We start from the raw sequence: 16,009 nt of genomic DNA on the forward strand, positions 1-16,009 counted from the left end.
CGCTCGGAGCGCCGGAAGACCCCAGCCATGTGTGCGGCATGTCGGCACACTGCCGAGCGGGCGCCGCCCGAGCCCGCCCGACGGCATCACCACGGAAGGAGACCGGAGCATCGATGAGATCGGACGCACGCTTCAACCGGCTGCGCATCCTGGAGGCGGCGACGGAGGCACTCGCCTGCCCCGGCGACACCTCCTTGAAGTCCATCGCGCGCAGAGCGGGCGTGGGCCAGGGGACGCTCTACCGGCACTTCCCGACCCGCGAGTCCCTGATGCTGGAGGTGTACGGAGCGGAGGTGGACGAGCTGGTCACCGCGGTGCCCGCGCTCCTGACGGCCCTGACGCCGCCGGACGCGCTGCGGGCGTGGCTGGAGCGCCTGCTGAGCCTCGGGCGGAGCACACCCGAGTTCGCGGAGGCGATGCGGCGGGCCACCGCGGCCATGACCGGGCAGTGCCGTGAGCCGTACCGGCCGCTGCTGGACGCGCTGACGTCGCTGGTGCGCGCCAACGAGGCCGCCGGAACCATCCTTCCCGGAACGACGGCCGACGACGTGCTCGTGCTGCTCGGCCCCCTGTGGCACGTCGGCCCCCAGGACGAGGAGCCCACCCGGGCCGCGCGGCTGTTCGACGTGCTCATCCGCGGGATGTGCCCCGCGTCCGCCGCGCAGGACGCCGAGCGCCCCGGCGAGACGCGGCGCGGGACGTGAACCTCCCCGGGCGCCGCCTCGCGCACGGCAGGCTGCATCTGCTGCTCACCCTCGACTCGCTGGTGGTCGTGCTCATCTCGGTCAACAGGAAGGCCGGCGGCACACTCGCCTTCGTCGCGGACAACCGGTTCCTGCGCTGGGTCGAGATCGACAACATGGTCCTCGGCCTGTGCACCGTCCTGCTGTACTACCTGGTCACCGCCCACCTGGTGCGGGACGGCCGGCCGCGGCGGCGCGGCGGCCTGCTCGCGCTCGGTGCCCTGTTCACGGCGGGCGCGTACCTGTACGCCCTGAGCTTCGGCGACCACGAGGTCACCAACTACCTGCACGGGCGGTTCTGCGCCGGGAGCCTGCCCCCGATCTGCCGTGTGGTCGCCTTCAACGACGACGTGTTCTCCGACGCCGTCTTCCTCGCCGGGTTCACGGTGCTGAACACCACGGTCATGCTGGCCCAGTATCTCTTCCCGACCGACCGTGCGCCGCGTGTCTGGGACAACGTCCTGATCGCCGTGAACGCCCTGTTCATCGCCGCGGGCATCACCGCCAACCTGGCCTTCGAGAACGCCGGGTTCGATCCGTTCGTGGTCGGCCTGACAGCGGTGTTCGCGCTGGTCCTGCTGTGGCTCTCGCCCCGGCAGCCGGTCCTCCGCTACTACGGCGTCGCGTACGGCGCCGGACTGCTGGCCACGGTGCTGATCAAGGCTCAGTAGAGTTCGTCGCCCGGGAAGAGGGTGAACAGCCGCGCGGTCTCCACGTACAGCCACACCAGGGTCAGCGTGAGCCCGAACGCGGCCGGCCAGGACTGGTCGCGGGAGACGCCGTAGGTGATGCCGTTCTCCACCTGCCGGAAGTGCAGGGGCAGGAAGGACACCCCGAGGGTGACGCCCACGACCCCCATGACGACGCCGAGGCCGAGGGGACGCAGGCCCAGGCCGTCCGTGCCCATGAGGGGGTGGAGGAACCAGTCCGCCAGGGCGAGGAGGCCGAGTCCCAGGAGCGCGGCGCCCGCCAGGCCGTGGAACCGGCGGTTCGCCCGCATCCAGTGCAGTGCGCGGGCGAGGAGGAGTGCGGCGCAGGCCGCCATCGTCCCGAGCACGGTCTGCACGAAGAGACCCGGTGACAGATGGCGGGAGGCCGTCGTCGACAGCACGCCGAGGAACACGCCCTGGAACGCCGCGAACGTCAGGGCCAGGGACGCGGACGGCGGGTTCCCGCGGCGCTGGACCACCACCAGCGCCGCCGCGAGCAGCGCGGCACCGGCGGCGACGCCGTACGACGCGGCCGTACCGAGCGCGGCGAGCGGCAGCAGGGTCCACGACAGCGCGGCCGTGAGGGCCGTGACCGCGAGCCCCGCCGCCGCGCGGGGCAGGACGTCGTCCATCGTCATCAGGTCGCCGACGTGGACGGGCAGCGGGGCGGCGTCCGCGGCGTGCGCCTGCTCCCGGTCGCTGCCCACCCTGATCCGGTCCCGTACGACCGCGGTCCCCGCCCGCGGGTCCCTGGCCGCCGTCTTCTGTCCGCCCCGCCGTTCGAACTGCGGCCGGGAGAGTATCGGATTGCTGCTCGTCAGCGAGGGCTGCTGCTCGATCGGTGTCACGCCAGGTCCCCTTCTCATGTCGGACGTGCCGCTCCCGGCAGTCGTGGCCGGTCCGGAGCCGACGGGCTCGCCGGAGCACCGGCCTGTCCCAGCCTGTCGCAGGGGACAAACCGCGCGCATCAGTCACTTGACGGTGCGCGGAGCGGTTGCCGCGCTCGCGACGGGCAGTCCCGGCGGCCACGTCGGGCGAGGACCGGGTGTGTCGCCGGCCCTCCGGTCGCCGCGCTGCCGGTGGGCACCGCACGTGGTGCCGGATCAGTCCGCCAGCGCGTAGAAGCGCATCGGCGAGTTCGGCTCGAAACCGATCCTCGGGTACACGGGTGCCCCGGCGGCGGTCGCGTGCAGGGTGGCCCGGGTCAGCCCGGTGGCGCGGGCACCCTCGTACAGCGCCTTGCGGGTCACCGCCTCCCCGTATCCCCGGCGTTGCAGGTCCGGCTCGGTGGCGACGAGCACCACGAAGAGGCGGCCCCGCGCCTCGACGGTCGCGGCGCACGCGACCGGGACGCCGTCCCGCAGTGCCAGGTAGGCGTACACCTCCCGCTTCCACAGCGTGGAGCCGGCCAGCCCGTCGCGGCCGTCCTCCAGGTCGAAGCCGTAGGCGCGCGAGTTGATGTCCGCGTAGGCGCGCAGCTGTGCGCCGGTGGTCACTCGCCGGAAGGTGAGGTCCGGGTGGTGGGGCTCGGGGAGGGGCAGCAGGTCGCCGGCCATGCCGGTGCCGGGGAAGGCATGGACCAGTCCGGCGCGTCCCGCCGCCTCCTCCAGCGCCGCGCGGGCGTCGTCCGCGAGCAGGTCCTCGAAGAGCCACAGGAAGCCGGGCCGCTCCTTGGACCGCATGATGTCGGCGGCCTGGCCCAGGCGCCGGTCCAGCAGTTCCGCGTCCGCCCCGGCCTCGTTCAGGGTGATCGCGTTCCAGAAGGCGAAGCGGCAGTCGGCCCAGCGGACGGCGAGACCCGGCAGGTCCCGTACGTCCGCCTCCGCGTCCCGGTCGAGCACCATGGCGCGCCAGACCGTGGAGAGCTGCTCCACCGATTCGACCGCAGCCGCGAGATCCGTCACCGCAACTCCCTCGCCTTCTGTTGTGTGCGTACGTCCTACCCCACCCGCGACAACTGAATACGTGTCGCCTCCGGAAACGTGCGCCCGCCCGGTACACGTATTTACGGAGCATTGATACGTACCGATGATACCGTTGTGTGCGGATCACTGATTCAGCCAGAACGGACCCACCATGTCTTCACACGACTCCGCCTATGACGTCGTCATCGTCGGCGGCGGAACGGCCGGCTGCGTGCTCGCCGCGCGTCTGACGCAGGACCCGGACCTCCACGTGCTGCTGCTGGAGGCCGGCCCCGCCGAGCTTCCGGACGCGGTGGCCCACCCGCCGGCCTGGCCCTCGCTCGCCGCCTCGGAAGCCGGCTGGGGCGACACGACCGTGGTCCAGCGGGTCTCCGGTGCCCCCGTGCCGCTGCCGCGTGGCAGGGGCCTGGGCGGTTCGTCCGCCATCAACGCCATGGTCTTCGCCCGCGGCCACCGCACCGGCTACGACAGCTGGAGCGAGCACGGCGCCAAGGGCTGGACCTTCGACGACCTGCTCCCCTACTTCCAGCGCAGCGAGACCGCCCTCAGCGGGGCTCCCGGGCGCGGCACCTCCGGCCCGCTCACCGTGGCGCCGGCCCGGCAGCCCAACGAGATCCTGCTCGCCTGCCTCGAGGGCGCCCTCGAAGCCGGACACCGCCGCGCCCACGACATCAGCGGAGGCCTGGAGGAGGGCTTCGCCCCGGTCGACCTCAACATCGTCGGCGGACGCCGGCAGAGCGCCGCCGACGCCTACCTGACCCCGGCCATGGACCGCCCCAACCTCCATGTGATCACCGAGGCGGCGGCACACCGGCTGCTCTTCGAGGGACACCGCTGCGTCGGGGTGGAGTACGGCGCGCACGGACGCACCCACACCGTGCGGGCGGCCGGAGAGGTGGTGCTGACGGCGGGGGCCATCGGATCGGCCCTGATCCTCCAGCGCTCCGGCATCGGCGCCGAGAACGAGCTGAGGCAGGCCGGGGTCGAGGTCTTCCACGCACTGTCCGGCGTGGGGCACAACCTGCACGACCACCCGCGGGCCAACCTCGTCTACCGGGCCCAGCGGCCGGTGCCCCCGGCCCGCAACAACCACGGCGAGATCCTGGGGCTGCTGCGCAGCACCCCCGACGCCGTGGGCCCCGACGTGCAGATCATCTTCATCGACATCCCGGTGCCCAATCCGGTCGCCCCGGTGGACAACGGCTTCACCATCGGCATCTCGCCGATGCGGCCGGCGAGTCGCGGCACCGTGCGGATCACCTCGGCCGACCCGTACGCGCCGCCGGCGATCGACCCCCGCTACTTCACCGAGGAGGCGGACGTCCGGGCGGTGCTGTCGGGCATCAGGACGGCCCGCGGGATCGCCTGGTCCTCCGCGCTCGCCGCGTGGGGGATCGAGGAGGTCAGTCCCGGGCTCGCCGCGGTGGACGAGGAGTCCATCGCCGACCACGCCCGCCGGTACTTCGGCTCGTACTGCCACCCCGTGGGCACCTGCATGATGGGCGAGGACGACGCCTCCGTCGTCGACTCCGCGCTGCGCGTGCACGGGCTGGACGGCCTGCGGGTCGCCGACGCCTCCGTGATCCCCTCCATCCCCTCCAACAACACCAACGCCACCGTGTACGCGATCGCCGAGCGCGCCGCCGATCTGCTGCGCCGTTCCTGATCCCGTGGCGCGACGCACGGCACGAACGGGACGTCCCGCACCGTTCCGGCCACGCCGTTTCCGGCCACGGCGCGTCACCCCGTGCCTCGCTCCCGGCGCCTCCCGGCCCCGGCTATTACGCCGTAATAAGTACAGCTCCGCGTGGGAGCGGCCCCGCCCCGGCCGCGAGGCGGGGCGGGGAACGGCAACGGAGAAGGAATGGCCGATTATGGACGTCCTTTAGACTCCAGTGATTGCATGGGCCGCACGGAGCCGGGTGCAGGCACGGCCAGGTCGGCACGGAACACCGGGCCTCCGTACGACGGCCGTGGGAGGACGCCCGATGAATGACCTGGATCCGACCGTCTGCCCGGCCTCGACACGGCTTGTCGGACGCGAAGCGGACCTCTCGTTCATCCAGTCCTTCTTCGCCGACTCCGAGGTCCAGGGAGCGGCTCTGCTGCTGTCGGGCGAGGCCGGGGTGGGCAAGAGCGCCGTGCTCGACGCGGTGGCGACCGGCGCCGTGCACAACGGTGTCCGGGTGCTGCGCGCGGCCGGCGTGCAGTTCGAGGCGGACATCAGTTACGCGGGCCTCAACCAGCTCCTTGTGCCCCTCTTCGACCACCTGGACGTCCTGGACAACCCGCACCGCGACGCCCTGCGGGTCGCCGTCGGCATCGGCAGCGGACCGGCTCCCGACCGCCTCCTGACCTCCACCGCGGTGCTGCTGCTGTTGCGGCTGATCTCCGCCGAGACGCCGCTGCTGATCGTCGTGGACGACCTGCCGTGGCTGGACCGGGCGACCACCGCCGTCCTCGGTTTCGTGGCCCGGCGGCTCGTCGGCAGCCGGATCGGCTTCCTCGCGGCCTCCCGTGAGGGCGCCGACAGCTTCTTCGAGTCGAGCGGCCTGACCGAGCACCGGCTCAGGCCGCTGGACGACGCGTCGTCGGCCGAGCTGCTCGCGCTCGCCCACCCCGACATCTCCCCCGCGGTACGGCGCCGCATCGCCGCCGAGGCGCGCGGCAACCCGCTGGCGCTGGTGGAGCTGCCGGTGGCGCTCTCCACCGAGCAGCGGGCGACCCTGGCGGCGGTGCCCACCGTGCTGCCCCTGACCGAGCGCCTTCAGGCCATGTTCGCCTCGCGCGTGGCCGCGCTGCCCGACCGCAGCCGTGAGCTGCTGCTGATCGCGGCCCTCGACGGCACCGGCGACCTGGCCGCGATCGAGGCCGCCGCGGCCGGCCGGGCCGGCGTCGACGACCTGGCCCCCGCCGAACGCGACCGGCTGGTGACGGTCTCGGCGGACAACCGGCGGCTGTCCTTCCGGCACCCGCTGATCGGCTCCGCGGTGGTGGAGCTGGCGACCGCCTCGGAACGCAGACGGGCCCACCAGGCGCTCGCCGGTGTGCTCGGCGAGCAGCTGGAGCGCCGTGCCTGGCACCTGGGCGAGGCGGCCGTCGGCCCGGACGAGACCGTCGCGTCCCTGCTGGAGGAGGCCGCGCGCCGCCGGCTGCGGCGCGGGGACGCCCTCGGCGCGGTGACGGCGCTGACCCGGGCCGCCGGGCTGAGCCCCACGGCGGCCGACGAGAGCCGCCGGCTGGCCGAGGCGGCCTACGTCGGCGTGGACTCCAGCGGTGAGCTGGAGGACGCCTCGCGACTGCTCGCCGGCGCCCGGCTCGTCCATCCCGGCACCGGACAGCGGTCGCTGCACGCGGCGGCCGCGTCCGCGTTCCTGCTGATCAACAGGGACGGTGACATCGACACCGCGTACCGGCTGCTGGTCGGGGCGATCGAGTCCGGGGACCACGGCTGGGACGCCTGCGACGACGCCCTGATCGAGGCCCTGCACCTGCTGGTGCTGCTGTGCTGGTACGGCGGTGCCCCCGAGCTGTGGCAGCCGCTGTTCGTCTTCATGGACCGGCTGGTCCCCGGACCGCCGGAGCTGCTCTGGGTCGTCTCCCAGACCTTCGCCGACCCCGCGCGCACCGGTCCCCCGGCACTGCCCCGCCTGGCGGAGCTGATCGCCGGCGTCGGGGACGATCCCACCCGCGTGGTGCGCGTCGGCACCGCCTCGGTCTTCGCCGACCGGCTCGGGGACTTCCGGTGGGCCACGCGCCGGCTGATCGAGCAGGGCCGCGCCGGCACGGCGCCCGTCCGCCGGCACCTGGGCGCGCTGATGCACCTGGGCCTGGACTACTACCACCTGGGCCGCTGGGACGACGCCGCGCAACTGGCCGCCGAGGGGCACACGCTGTGCACGAACCACGACTACCGCTTCTTCGCGTGGTACTTCGACTACATCCAGGCCGCCGTGGCCGCGGCGCAGGGCGACGCGGAGACCGCCGCGACACTGACCGAGGACATCGTCCGGTGGGCGACGCCCCGCGGGGCCCACGGCGCCCGGTTCTTCGCCTGCCACGCCAGGGCGCTGGCCGCCCTGGGCAGCGGCGACTTCGAGACCGCCTATCAGCACGCCTGCGCGCTCAGCCCGCCCGGGACCGTGGCCCCCTACGTGCCGATCGCCATGTGGGGTGCGATGGACCTGGTCGAGGCCGCCGTCCGGACCGGCCGGGAGGAGGAGGCCGCCGCCCACGCGGCGGCGATGCGCGCCTCCGCGATGGCCGGGCTGTCACCCCGGCTGGAGCTGCTCGTCCTGGCCTGCGAGGCGCTGACCGCCAGCGGCGAGGAGTCCGTCGCCCTCTTCGAACGCGCCCTGTCCCTGCCGGGACCGGAGCGCTGGCCCTTCGACGCGGCACGGGTGCGCCTCTTCCACGGTGAACGCCTCAGGCGCCTGCGTGCCACCGCGGAGGCCAGGGAACAGCTGACCCAGGCGCTGGAGGTGTTCCAGCGGCTGGGGGCCAAGCCGTGGGCGGCCCGCACGGCGGCCGAGCTGCGCGCGAGCGGCCTGTCCGCGCCGGCCGCCACCAGGCCGGGTCCCGTGGCGCTGACCGCGCAGGAACTGCAGATCGCCACGCTCGCGGCGACGGGACTGACCAACAAGCAGATCGCGGAGCGGCTGTTCCTGTCCCACCGCACGATCGGCACACACCTCTACCAGATCTATCCCAAGCTGGGCATCACCTCGCGGGCCGCGCTCAGAGACGCGCTCTCCGGCCTCGACCTCGGGCAGGACGGCTGAGCGCCCGCCGGACAGGGCCGGTGACGGGTCGTCCGCCCAGTCATTTGACGTATGCCGTTCCGCGCCCGGCCACGCAGAGTGGAGGCGGGGACGGCCTGCCCGGACAGTCCTCCCACGGCGGCCGTGCCTGAGCCGCCGGGCCGCGCGAGAGGGGAACCGGATGCTCGACGCTCCGGATGGCCATCCGGACATCCACTGGCCGTCGGGCTTCTCGCCCGATCAGGCCCACAGCTTCTGCCAGGCGCAGGCGGTGGTGCACGCCCCGCCCGCCACGGCCTTCGCCCTGCTCGCCGATGTGACGCGGTGGCCGGACTGGGTCCCGGGCGTCACCGGGGCACGGACCGGGGCGCTCCCCCGTACCTTCGAGGTGGTCTTCCACGAGCAGCGCTTCGAGATCTTCGTGGGGGAGCACGAGCCGCACCGCCGGCTCGGCTGGTCGGGCGTCGGCGCGGGTGTGCAGCTGTACCAGGCGTGGCTGTTCACCGCCGTCGCGGACGGCACCCATGTCGTGACGGAGAACGTCGTCCGCGGTCCCGTGGCCAAGTCCCTCGCCGCGCTGTCCCCCGTGTGGGCGCGGCACCTGAACACCCTGTGGATCACGCAGCTCAAGCGGCTCTCCGAAAGCGCCCCGGAGGAGCGTGACGCGTAGCCTGCACGGCCCGGTGGCCGTGCGCGTCCGAACGCACCGACGGCCGGCACCCGGTGCGGGCGTCGGCCGTTCGAGGGCGTGGAGCGGGGTGTTCAGGCGGCCTGGGCGGTGCCCTCGGCGGTGAGGCGGGCGTCGTCGGCCGCGGGGGCGGCGGGGGTGGTGTGCCCGGGCTTCCGGGCGGGCCGGAGGAAGACGGCGAGGACGATGCCGACGGCGAGGGCGGGCGCGATCCAGAGGTAACCCGTGGCCGTGGCGTGGGCGAAGGCGTCCAGCGCGGCCTCGCGCGGGGCGGCGGGCAGCTGTCCGATGGTGTCGGGGCGGGCGGCGTCGAAGCCGCCGCCGGCGGGCAGCGCGTGGGTGCGGTGGGCGAAGCCGGTGTTGAGGAGGGTGCCGAAGACCGCGACGCCGAAGGCCGCGCCGATGGACCGGGCGAAGGTGACCACGGCACTGGCGGCGCCGAGGTCGGTGGCGGGCACGCTGTTCTGGACGGTGGTCAGCACGACCATGGGCACCATGCCGATACCGATGCCGGTGATCAGGAAGTAGACGCTCAGCGCCAGGGTGCCGGTGCCGGCCCCGATGGTGCCCAGCAGGAGCAGTCCGGCGAGGTTGGCGGTCAGACCCGCGAGCAGGATCATCCGCAGCCGCTCGACGTGCGCGGCCCAGCGTCCGGCCAGGGACTGGCTGACGACCAGGCCGGCGACCAGCGGCAGCATGGAGATGCCGGACAGGGTGGCCGAGACACCGTGGACGATCTGGAGGTAGGTCGGCAGGTAGACCAGGACGGCGAACATCGCGGCGTTGGCGAAGAAGCCGATCAGCGAGGAGAAGACCACGGTCCGCGAGCCCAGCATGGCCGGAGGCAGGACCGGGGCGGCGGCGCGGCGCTCGACCGGCACCAGCAGCGCGCCGAGGACGGCGGTGGCGACGATCAGCCCGACGATGGCCGGTGAACCCCAGCCCCAGCGCTCGCCGAACGAGGTGATCAGGACCAGGCCGGTGGCGATGCCGGCCAGGACGGTGGCGCCGGCGTAGTCGACGCGGGCCTTGGTGCCGCGGGCGGCGGCGGGCAGCGCACGGGCGGCGACGGCCAGGGCGACGATGCCGAACGGCAGGTTGACCAGGAAGGCCCACCGCCAGGACAGCTGGTCGGTGAAGACACCGCCGAGCAGGGGGCCGACGATGCTGGCGACGCCGTAGACGGAACCGAACATGCCCTGGTACCGGCCGCGTTCGCCCGGCGCGACGATGTCACCGACCAGGGCGAAGGTCAGCACGATCATGCCGCCGCCGCCCACGCCCTGGAGCACCCGGGCGCCGATCAGCTCGGGCAGGTTCTGCGCGAGGCCGCAGGCCACCGACGCGATCAGGAAGATCGAGGTCGAGGCCAGGTACAGGCGCTTGCGGCCGAACATGTCGCCGAGCTTGCCCCACAGCGGGGTGACCGCCGTCGACGCGAGCAGGTACGCGGCGCTGACCCACGCGATGTCGTCGAACCCGTTCAGGTCCTCCGCTATCCGGGGCAGCGCCGTCGAGACGATCGTCTGGTCCAGGGCCGCCAGCAGGACCGCGAGGATCAGCGCGCTCATCGCGGCGGCGACACCCCCCTTGCGGGGTGAGGTGGACTGCTGTGTCTCCGGCATCGAAGGTGCCTTTCTGGAAGTGGTGGGCGGGCGCGTCGGCCGCGGCACAGGCAAGAGCCTCAGCGCAACCGCAATACCTCGCTTATCTGTCACTTCAATGTAGCACTTACTTGGTGCACGTACACACTCCAGTGGCTTTAACTGTGCGAGGCTCCACATTTCCTGGCCTAGACTCGGTGCGGTGAGAGCCGACGCAGCACGCAACCTGGAAGCCGTCCTGACCACCGGAGCGCGTATGCTCGCCGCCGACCCCGGCGCGAGCATCGCGAGCATCGCCGCCGAGGCGGGCGTGGACCGACGCACCGTCTACCGGCGCTTCGCCTCCCGTGAGGAACTCCTCGCCGCCATCTACGACGCCCGCCTCACGGCCATCGAGAAGGCCATCGAGGACGCCCGGCTCCGCGAGGCACCCGTCGCCGTCGCCCTGCACCGCTTCGTCGAGAACATCATCGTGGTCAACCGCACCTGGCCGGTCGACCTGAGCCGGATGCTCGCCGACGAGGCCGTCCCCGCACGCCGTGACGCGGCCGTCCGCGAGGTCGAGACCTTCCTCGCCCGCGCCACCGACGAGGGTCTCCTGCGCCCCGGTCTGCCGCAGGGGTGGGCCGGCGCGCTGCTGCCCCAGCTGATGCACCTGGTGTCCCGGCAGATGCCAGAGCTGAGTCCCGGACAGGCCGCCGACCTCGTCGTCGACACCCTGCTGAACGGCGTCGGGGCCACCTGACCCCCTCTCCCGGCACACCGACGGGCCCCGGGTGACACATGTGCCCATGTGTCAGCCGGGGCCCGTCGGCCGCTGCCGCGGCGGTGCGGTCGTCCGCCGCCGCTCAGCTCACACCACGACCTGGCGGGCCGTGTCCGGCCCCGAGGTCTGCCGTGTCTCCTCGTCACGGTGGCGCGGGGGCGCCGCCGACGCGGCCGGGGCCACGGTCCCGGGGAGGCGGACGCGACGGAGTCGGGACGGCTGGGGGGCGGAGTCGGTGCGCTTCAAGGCTTCTCCCATCGATGCGTTCGACCGGCCGTACCCGCCCCGCGGCACGCGCGGCGCCGAAGGGGCGGACGGGGTGGGTGTTCAAGGGCAACCAGCCAGGGCGCACACACATTCCGGGCCGGACCGGTCCGCACCACACGTCCTACGAAGGGACCTGTCGTGCCGCCTCTGCCTTGGCCGGCCAACAGCCGGGTGACGTCGACCAGTTCGCGGTCCGGCAGGCCGGCGGCGCGCCGACGGCCGCGACGACGCGCACCGCGACCGGCTGCCGCTGATCACGGCGGCACGCGGCGCTGCGGCACACGGGCACCGGGTGGGGCGGCCGGCCCCAGGCCGCCCCGGTACCGCGTCCCCTGCCTGTAGGTGTGACGACCCGACGTGCCCTTCGTCAGACACATGACACCACTTGAGTGCGACAATACGGGTAATGTCTCTTTTGTCGTATCGCTGGATGGTTCTCGCTCTCATGTGTCACGCCAAGGAGATCTCATGCGGTCACTCACCAAGGGCCTGCTCGCCGGAGCGGCCGGCACCGCCGCGCTGAACGTCGTCTCGTACGGAGACATGCTGCTGCGCGGCAGGGGGTCCAGCAGCGTGCCGGCGACGATCGCGGGGAAACTCGCCGGCGGAGCCGGGGTGCGGCTGGGGGAGGGTGAGGACAAGGAGCATCGTGAGGAGGCCCTCGGCGCGCTGCTCGGCTATGTCACCGGCCTCGGGGTCGGGGCGGCGTACGGGCTGGCGCGACGCGACGGGAAGCTCCCGGTCTGGGCGGCCGGGCCGCTGCTCGCCGCCGCGGCCATGGCCGGCAGCGACCTCCCGGCCACCGCCCTGAAGGTGACCGACCCCACCACCTGGAGCCTCACGTCGTGGGTGTCGGACATCGTCCCGCACCTGGCGTACGGCTTCACGGCGGCGTCGGTGTACCGGGTGCTGCGCTGACCGCGACGCCCGGCGGTTCACCCCGCGCGGACCCCTTCGAGGAAGCGGCCGGCCAGGTCCACCCGTTCGGTGAGGGTGGTGTGCGTCTGGCCGAAGTCCACGAACAGTTCGTGCACCCCTGCCTCGGCCGCGGCCCGCGCGTAGTCGACGTACTGGTCCAGGGTGCCCGCCCGGGGCATCTCATCCGGGGCGGTCCTCGAGTCGGTCAGCTCGGGGTTGACGCGCAGGGCGATGTGCAGGGTGGACGGGTCCCGCTCCGCCCGCACCGCCTCCTTCACGACCGTGTCCCACATGGCCATCAGGTGCGCGAGCGGCATCGCACCGGGCAGCCAGCCGTCGAGCCTGCGCCCGATCCGCCGCAGGCCCCTGGGGGTGAACGCGGCGAGCAGCACCGGGGGCCCGGGGCGCTGGCGCGGCTTGAGCCCCACCACGGTCTCCGGGACGGTGAACAGCGGTCCCTCGTGGGCGAAGACGTCCTCGGCCCAGTACCCCTGGAGGACGTCCAGCGTCTCGTCGAGCCGCGCGCCCCGGCCCTGCCAGGGTACGGAGACCGCGGTGTACTCGTCGGGCATCCAGCCCAGACCGAGGCCCACGGTGAGCCTCCCCCGGCTGAGGACGTCGAGGGTGGTCAGCGAACGCGCCAGCATGATCGGCGGCTGCCACAGGCCGTTCAGCGTGCTCGTGCCGAGGCGGACGCGGGTCGTGTGCGACGCGGCGAAGGTGAGCGCCACCAGGGGGTCCATGTGGTTCTCGTAGACGCGCGGCATCACGCCGTCGCGGCTCGGGTACGGGGCGCCCGGAACGCGGGGGGCGAGGACCCGGTCGCCCGTCCACAGGGAGTCGTACCCCGTCTCCTCCGCGGTGCGGCAGACGCGCAGCATGCCTTCCGGCGTGGCGTCGGGGCCGAAGGTGGGAAGGGCCAGACCCAGTCGCATGTGTGTCTCCTCAGGGGGTCGTCCGCTCGGGACGCGCGTCCGTCAGCGCGACGCCGAGCAGGTTCTCCAGGGCGGCGACCGTCCGTGCCGGCTCCACCGCGTGGACGGTGGTGAAGCCGAGTGCGGCCGCGGGGGGAAGGTACTGCTCGGTGTCGTCGACGAAGACGCACTCCTCGGCCGGCAGGCCGAGTCGCTCCAGCACGAGCCGGAAGATCTCCGGCTCCGGCTTGCGCGTGCCGTGGAGTTCGGACAGCACCACGGCGTCGTAGCGGTCGTCCACCTCGTACCCGTCGTAGAGGTTCCACGGGGTCAGGCCGACGGAGTTCGAGAGGATGCCGACCTTCACCCCGGCGCGGCGCGCGGCGGCGGCCGCGGCGATCACCGTGGTCTCGGGGCGCAGGTCGGCGAAGATGCGGCCCATCAGGTTGTCCGGCGATATGCCGAGCAGCCGTCCGGCCGCCTCGTTCCACTGGGTCTGGGTGAGCGTGCCGCGCTCCAGTTCCTCGGTGAGCCCGATCCCCTCGGGATTCAGGTACAGGCCGGTGAGCAGCGTGCCCTCGGCGAGTCCCGCGCGCTTTTCGAAGGCGAGCGCGGCGGGCAGCAGAGGTGTCGTCAGCACACCACCGAAGTCGAGGACGAGGCCCTTGCGGTGCTGGATCATGTCCACACCCTAGAAGGCCGCCGGATCCGGGGTGCCACCGGGCCACCATGTTTCTGGCCGGGTCGTGTTTCCCCCTGCCCATGTTTCTCGCCGGGCAGGCACATGTGCGGCGCCCGCGCCCGTGTGAACCTCGCGGGCGGCCACTGCGTTGTCCTGGTGAAGGGGTTCTTCGCCGCCCCGGCGACGGCGGCGAAGACCCCGGCCCGGGCCGCGCGGGTACCCGGCGCGCCACCCGTGACGGTTCAGCCCTTCAGCCGGTGCGGATGTGCCGGGTACACACCCAGGATGCGCACCTCGGAGGAGAAGAACCGCAGCTCGTGCAGGGCGAGGGCGACGCGCTCGTCGTCGGGGTGCCCCTCGATCTCGACGTAGAAGCGGCTGGCGTTGAGCCCCGCGCCGATCTGGTAGCTCTCGATCTTGGTGAGGTTCACGCCACTGCTGGCGAATCCGCCGAGCGCCTTGTACAGCGCACTGGGGATGTTGCGCACGGAGAAGAACAGACTCGTCATCGTCGGCTCCCCGGTGTCGGGGGCCGGGGCCGCGTCCCGGGACAGCACGACGAACCGCGTGGTGTTGTCCGGGTCGTCCTCGACGCCGGAGCGCAGCACCTCCAGGCCGTGGAGGCCGGCCGCGGCGGGCGGGGCGAGCGCGGCGTGCCGCGGGTCGCCCAGCTCGGCCACCTCGCGGGCCGCTCCCGCCGTGTCGTCGCTGACGAGGGTGCGCCAGCCACCCTCCCGCAGCAGCTTGCGGCACTGTCCCAGGGCGTGGACGTGGCTGCGTACGCACTCCACCTGGTCCAGGGTCGCGCCGGGCACCCCCATCAGGTCGAAGCGGATGGCGAGGAAGTACTCCGCCACGATGAACAGTCCCGACTCGGGCAGCAGATGGTGCACGTCCGCGACGCGTCCCGCCGCGGAGTTGTCCACCGGGATCACGGCGACGTCGGCGGTGCCGAGTGTCACCGCGTCCAGCGCCTGCTCGAAGCTCGTGCTGGGCAGTTCGGCGCTCCCGGGGTACAGGGCGCGCGCGGCGGTCGCGGAGTTGGAGCCAGGTTCACCCTGATATGTGACGGTCGTCACAGATTTGCACCTTTCCAGGAGGTCCCGTCGTCGGGCGGCAGAAGCTGCGTCGCGTACCGCACCTGCTGAAGTATCGGTGCACCGGCTTCCACCAGGTGCACCAGGGGGTGCTCACCGGCGTACCCGTACGACGCCAGTGCCTGGTCGAGGGCCGACGCGACCACCTGGTGGACGGCGTTCCCGGCCCGCCGCACACGCGCGGCGAGCCGCTCCTCGGCGGACGGGACGAGACCCAGCCGCGCGGCGGGCGCGCCGTGCAGGGCCGCCGCCAGGCTCAGCCGCTCGTCGTGCAGCACGGCGGCCAGTTCGGCGGCCACGGTGGCGGGCCGCATCGGTCCCCGGGCCGCGCCGGACGCCGTGGCGGGGGCGGACGCCGTGGCCGGGGCGGCCAGTGCGTCGGTGATGCGCCGGGCCGCCCCGAGGGCCTGGGCCGCGACCGCGGTCCACAGGAACGGCGCGTCCGCGGCGCGCAGCGGGGTGGCCGCCGCGTGCGTCGCGAACCCCGTGGGCACGTGCACGCCCTCCAGCCGGAACACCGGTCCGGGCCCGGCGGCCTCGCCCGGGACGGCATGGACCGCGCCCCGCAGCACCTCGGAGGGCACGGCGAACAGGTCCGGGCCGCCGGGCGAGTCCATGACCGGCCGGGACGGCCGTTCGCCGCCGGCGAGGGGCAGCGCGAGCCAGGGTCCGGTCCCGTCGTGCGCCGGCAGGTGCCACCGTCCGGACAGGGTGAAGCCGCCGCCTGCGGCAGGCAGCGCCACCGGCATGTCCCGGGCGTCCGCGCCGGCTACGGCGGTGGCCAGCGGCGCGGCCCAGTTCCAGGCGGTGGTGAACGCCTCCCAGGCGGCGGACGGGTCGCCGTGGGCGTGGCCCTCGTAGAACGCGAACACCTGCGCGAGGCCGGTGTCGGGTCCGAGCACCCGCAGCTGGTCACCGTGCGTGGACGTCGTCAT

At 73.3% G+C, this 16,009-nt stretch carries 14 protein-coding genes; 7 read left to right on the forward strand and 7 right to left on the reverse strand.

Going from position 1 to position 16,009, the window contains the following annotated elements:
- Positions 1–113 precede the first annotated feature (113 nt).
- Both AB0946_RS22980 and AB0946_RS22985 read left to right on the forward strand, forming a co-directional pair.
- On the forward strand, positions 114–704 hold the full coding sequence (locus tag AB0946_RS22980) for a helix-turn-helix domain-containing protein (RefSeq protein WP_366762498.1): 591 nt from the start codon (positions 114–116) through the stop codon (positions 702–704).
- Positions 701–1,414: a hypothetical protein gene (locus tag AB0946_RS22985; protein ID WP_366762499.1), complete on the forward strand. Its 714-nt coding sequence runs from the start codon at positions 701–703 to the stop codon at positions 1,412–1,414. The genes AB0946_RS22980 and AB0946_RS22985 overlap by 4 nt, the downstream gene beginning before the upstream one ends.
- Here AB0946_RS22985 and AB0946_RS22990 read toward each other — a convergent pair.
- Both AB0946_RS22990 and AB0946_RS22995 read right to left on the reverse strand, forming a co-directional pair.
- A complete protein-coding gene (locus tag AB0946_RS22990; RefSeq protein WP_366762500.1) occupies positions 1,408–2,301 on the reverse strand; it encodes a Bax inhibitor-1/YccA family protein in 894 nt (297 codons plus the stop codon). The genes AB0946_RS22985 and AB0946_RS22990 overlap by 7 nt on opposite strands.
- Before the next feature lie 255 nt (positions 2,302–2,556).
- The gene (locus AB0946_RS22995) at positions 2,557–3,357 is read right to left on the reverse strand and encodes a GNAT family N-acetyltransferase (protein WP_366762501.1); all 801 of its coding nucleotides are present in this window, start codon (positions 3,355–3,357) and stop codon (positions 2,557–2,559) included.
- A gap of 172 nt (positions 3,358–3,529) precedes the next feature.
- On the opposite strand from AB0946_RS22995, the gene AB0946_RS23000 reads away from it, so the two are divergent.
- The 3 genes from AB0946_RS23000 to AB0946_RS23010 all read left to right on the forward strand — a co-directional run bounded on the left by AB0946_RS23000 (position 3,530) and on the right by AB0946_RS23010 (position 8,808).
- Entirely contained in the window at positions 3,530–5,044 is a 1,515-nt protein-coding gene (locus tag AB0946_RS23000; RefSeq protein WP_366762502.1) for a GMC family oxidoreductase N-terminal domain-containing protein, read from the forward strand.
- A 322-nt stretch (positions 5,045–5,366) separates the two neighbouring features.
- On the forward strand, positions 5,367–8,159 hold the full coding sequence (locus AB0946_RS23005) for an AAA family ATPase (RefSeq protein ID WP_366762503.1): 2,793 nt from the start codon (positions 5,367–5,369) through the stop codon (positions 8,157–8,159).
- A gap of 160 nt (positions 8,160–8,319) precedes the next feature.
- Entirely contained in the window at positions 8,320–8,808 is a 489-nt protein-coding gene (locus AB0946_RS23010; RefSeq protein ID WP_366762504.1) for an SRPBCC family protein, read from the forward strand.
- A gap of 92 nt (positions 8,809–8,900) precedes the next feature.
- On the opposite strand, the gene AB0946_RS23015 is transcribed toward AB0946_RS23010, so the two are convergent.
- The gene (locus AB0946_RS23015; protein ID WP_366762505.1) at positions 8,901–10,451 is read right to left on the reverse strand and encodes an MDR family MFS transporter; all 1,551 of its coding nucleotides are present in this window, start codon (positions 10,449–10,451) and stop codon (positions 8,901–8,903) included.
- A 235-nt stretch (positions 10,452–10,686) separates the two neighbouring features.
- On the opposite strand from AB0946_RS23015, the gene AB0946_RS23020 reads away from it, so the two are divergent.
- Positions 10,687–11,175, forward strand: a complete 489-nt coding sequence (locus AB0946_RS23020; RefSeq protein WP_366762564.1) for a TetR/AcrR family transcriptional regulator — start codon at positions 10,687–10,689, stop codon at positions 11,173–11,175.
- Positions 11,176–11,931: 756 nt separating this feature from the next.
- Positions 11,932–12,381 carry a hypothetical protein gene (locus AB0946_RS23025; RefSeq protein ID WP_366762506.1) on the forward strand — a complete coding sequence of 150 codons (450 nt, stop codon included), beginning with the start codon at positions 11,932–11,934 and terminating at the stop codon, positions 12,379–12,381.
- A gap of 17 nt (positions 12,382–12,398) precedes the next feature.
- Here AB0946_RS23025 and AB0946_RS23030 read toward each other — a convergent pair whose 3' ends face one another.
- The 4 genes from AB0946_RS23030 to AB0946_RS23045 form a co-directional block, all read right to left on the reverse strand.
- The gene (locus AB0946_RS23030) at positions 12,399–13,316 is read right to left on the reverse strand and encodes a TIGR03619 family F420-dependent LLM class oxidoreductase (protein WP_366762507.1); all 918 of its coding nucleotides are present in this window, start codon (positions 13,314–13,316) and stop codon (positions 12,399–12,401) included.
- 10 nt (positions 13,317–13,326) lie between these two features.
- Positions 13,327–13,977, reverse strand: a complete 651-nt coding sequence (locus AB0946_RS23035; protein WP_366762508.1) for an HAD-IA family hydrolase — start codon at positions 13,975–13,977, stop codon at positions 13,327–13,329.
- 242 nt (positions 13,978–14,219) lie between these two features.
- Complete coding sequence (locus AB0946_RS23040) at positions 14,220–15,056, reverse strand: prephenate dehydratase (RefSeq protein ID WP_366762509.1); 837 nt, start codon at positions 15,054–15,056, stop codon at positions 14,220–14,222.
- Positions 15,053–16,009 carry a hypothetical protein gene (locus AB0946_RS23045; RefSeq protein ID WP_366762510.1) on the reverse strand — a complete coding sequence of 319 codons (957 nt, stop codon included), beginning with the start codon at positions 16,007–16,009 and terminating at the stop codon, positions 15,053–15,055. Before AB0946_RS23045 ends, AB0946_RS23040 begins: the two co-directional genes overlap by 4 nt.

Source organism: Streptomyces sp. NPDC046870 (genome assembly GCF_040704595.1).
Lineage (GTDB): Bacteria > Actinomycetota > Actinomycetes > Streptomycetales > Streptomycetaceae > Streptomyces > Streptomyces argyrophylli.

Coding starts and splice junctions, on each gene's coding strand:
- AB0946_RS23015 (WP_366762505.1), bottom strand. CDS start 10,451: ATGCCGGAGACACAGCAGTCCACCTCACCCCGCAAGGGGGGTGTCGCC.
- AB0946_RS23030 (WP_366762507.1), bottom strand. CDS start 13,316: ATGCGACTGGGTCTGGCCCTTCCCACCTTCGGCCCCGACGCCACGCCG.
- AB0946_RS22980 (WP_366762498.1), top strand. CDS start 114: ATGAGATCGGACGCACGCTTCAACCGGCTGCGCATCCTGGAGGCGGCG.
- AB0946_RS23000 (WP_366762502.1), top strand. CDS start 3,530: ATGTCTTCACACGACTCCGCCTATGACGTCGTCATCGTCGGCGGCGGA.
- AB0946_RS23045 (WP_366762510.1), bottom strand. CDS start 16,009: ATGACGACGTCCACGCACGGTGACCAGCTGCGGGTGCTCGGACCCGAC.
- AB0946_RS23020 (WP_366762564.1), top strand. CDS start 10,687: ATGCTCGCCGCCGACCCCGGCGCGAGCATCGCGAGCATCGCCGCCGAG.
- AB0946_RS23005 (WP_366762503.1), top strand. CDS start 5,367: ATGAATGACCTGGATCCGACCGTCTGCCCGGCCTCGACACGGCTTGTC.
- AB0946_RS23025 (WP_366762506.1), top strand. CDS start 11,932: ATGCGGTCACTCACCAAGGGCCTGCTCGCCGGAGCGGCCGGCACCGCC.
- AB0946_RS23035 (WP_366762508.1), bottom strand. CDS start 13,977: ATGATCCAGCACCGCAAGGGCCTCGTCCTCGACTTCGGTGGTGTGCTG.
- AB0946_RS23010 (WP_366762504.1), top strand. CDS start 8,320: ATGCTCGACGCTCCGGATGGCCATCCGGACATCCACTGGCCGTCGGGC.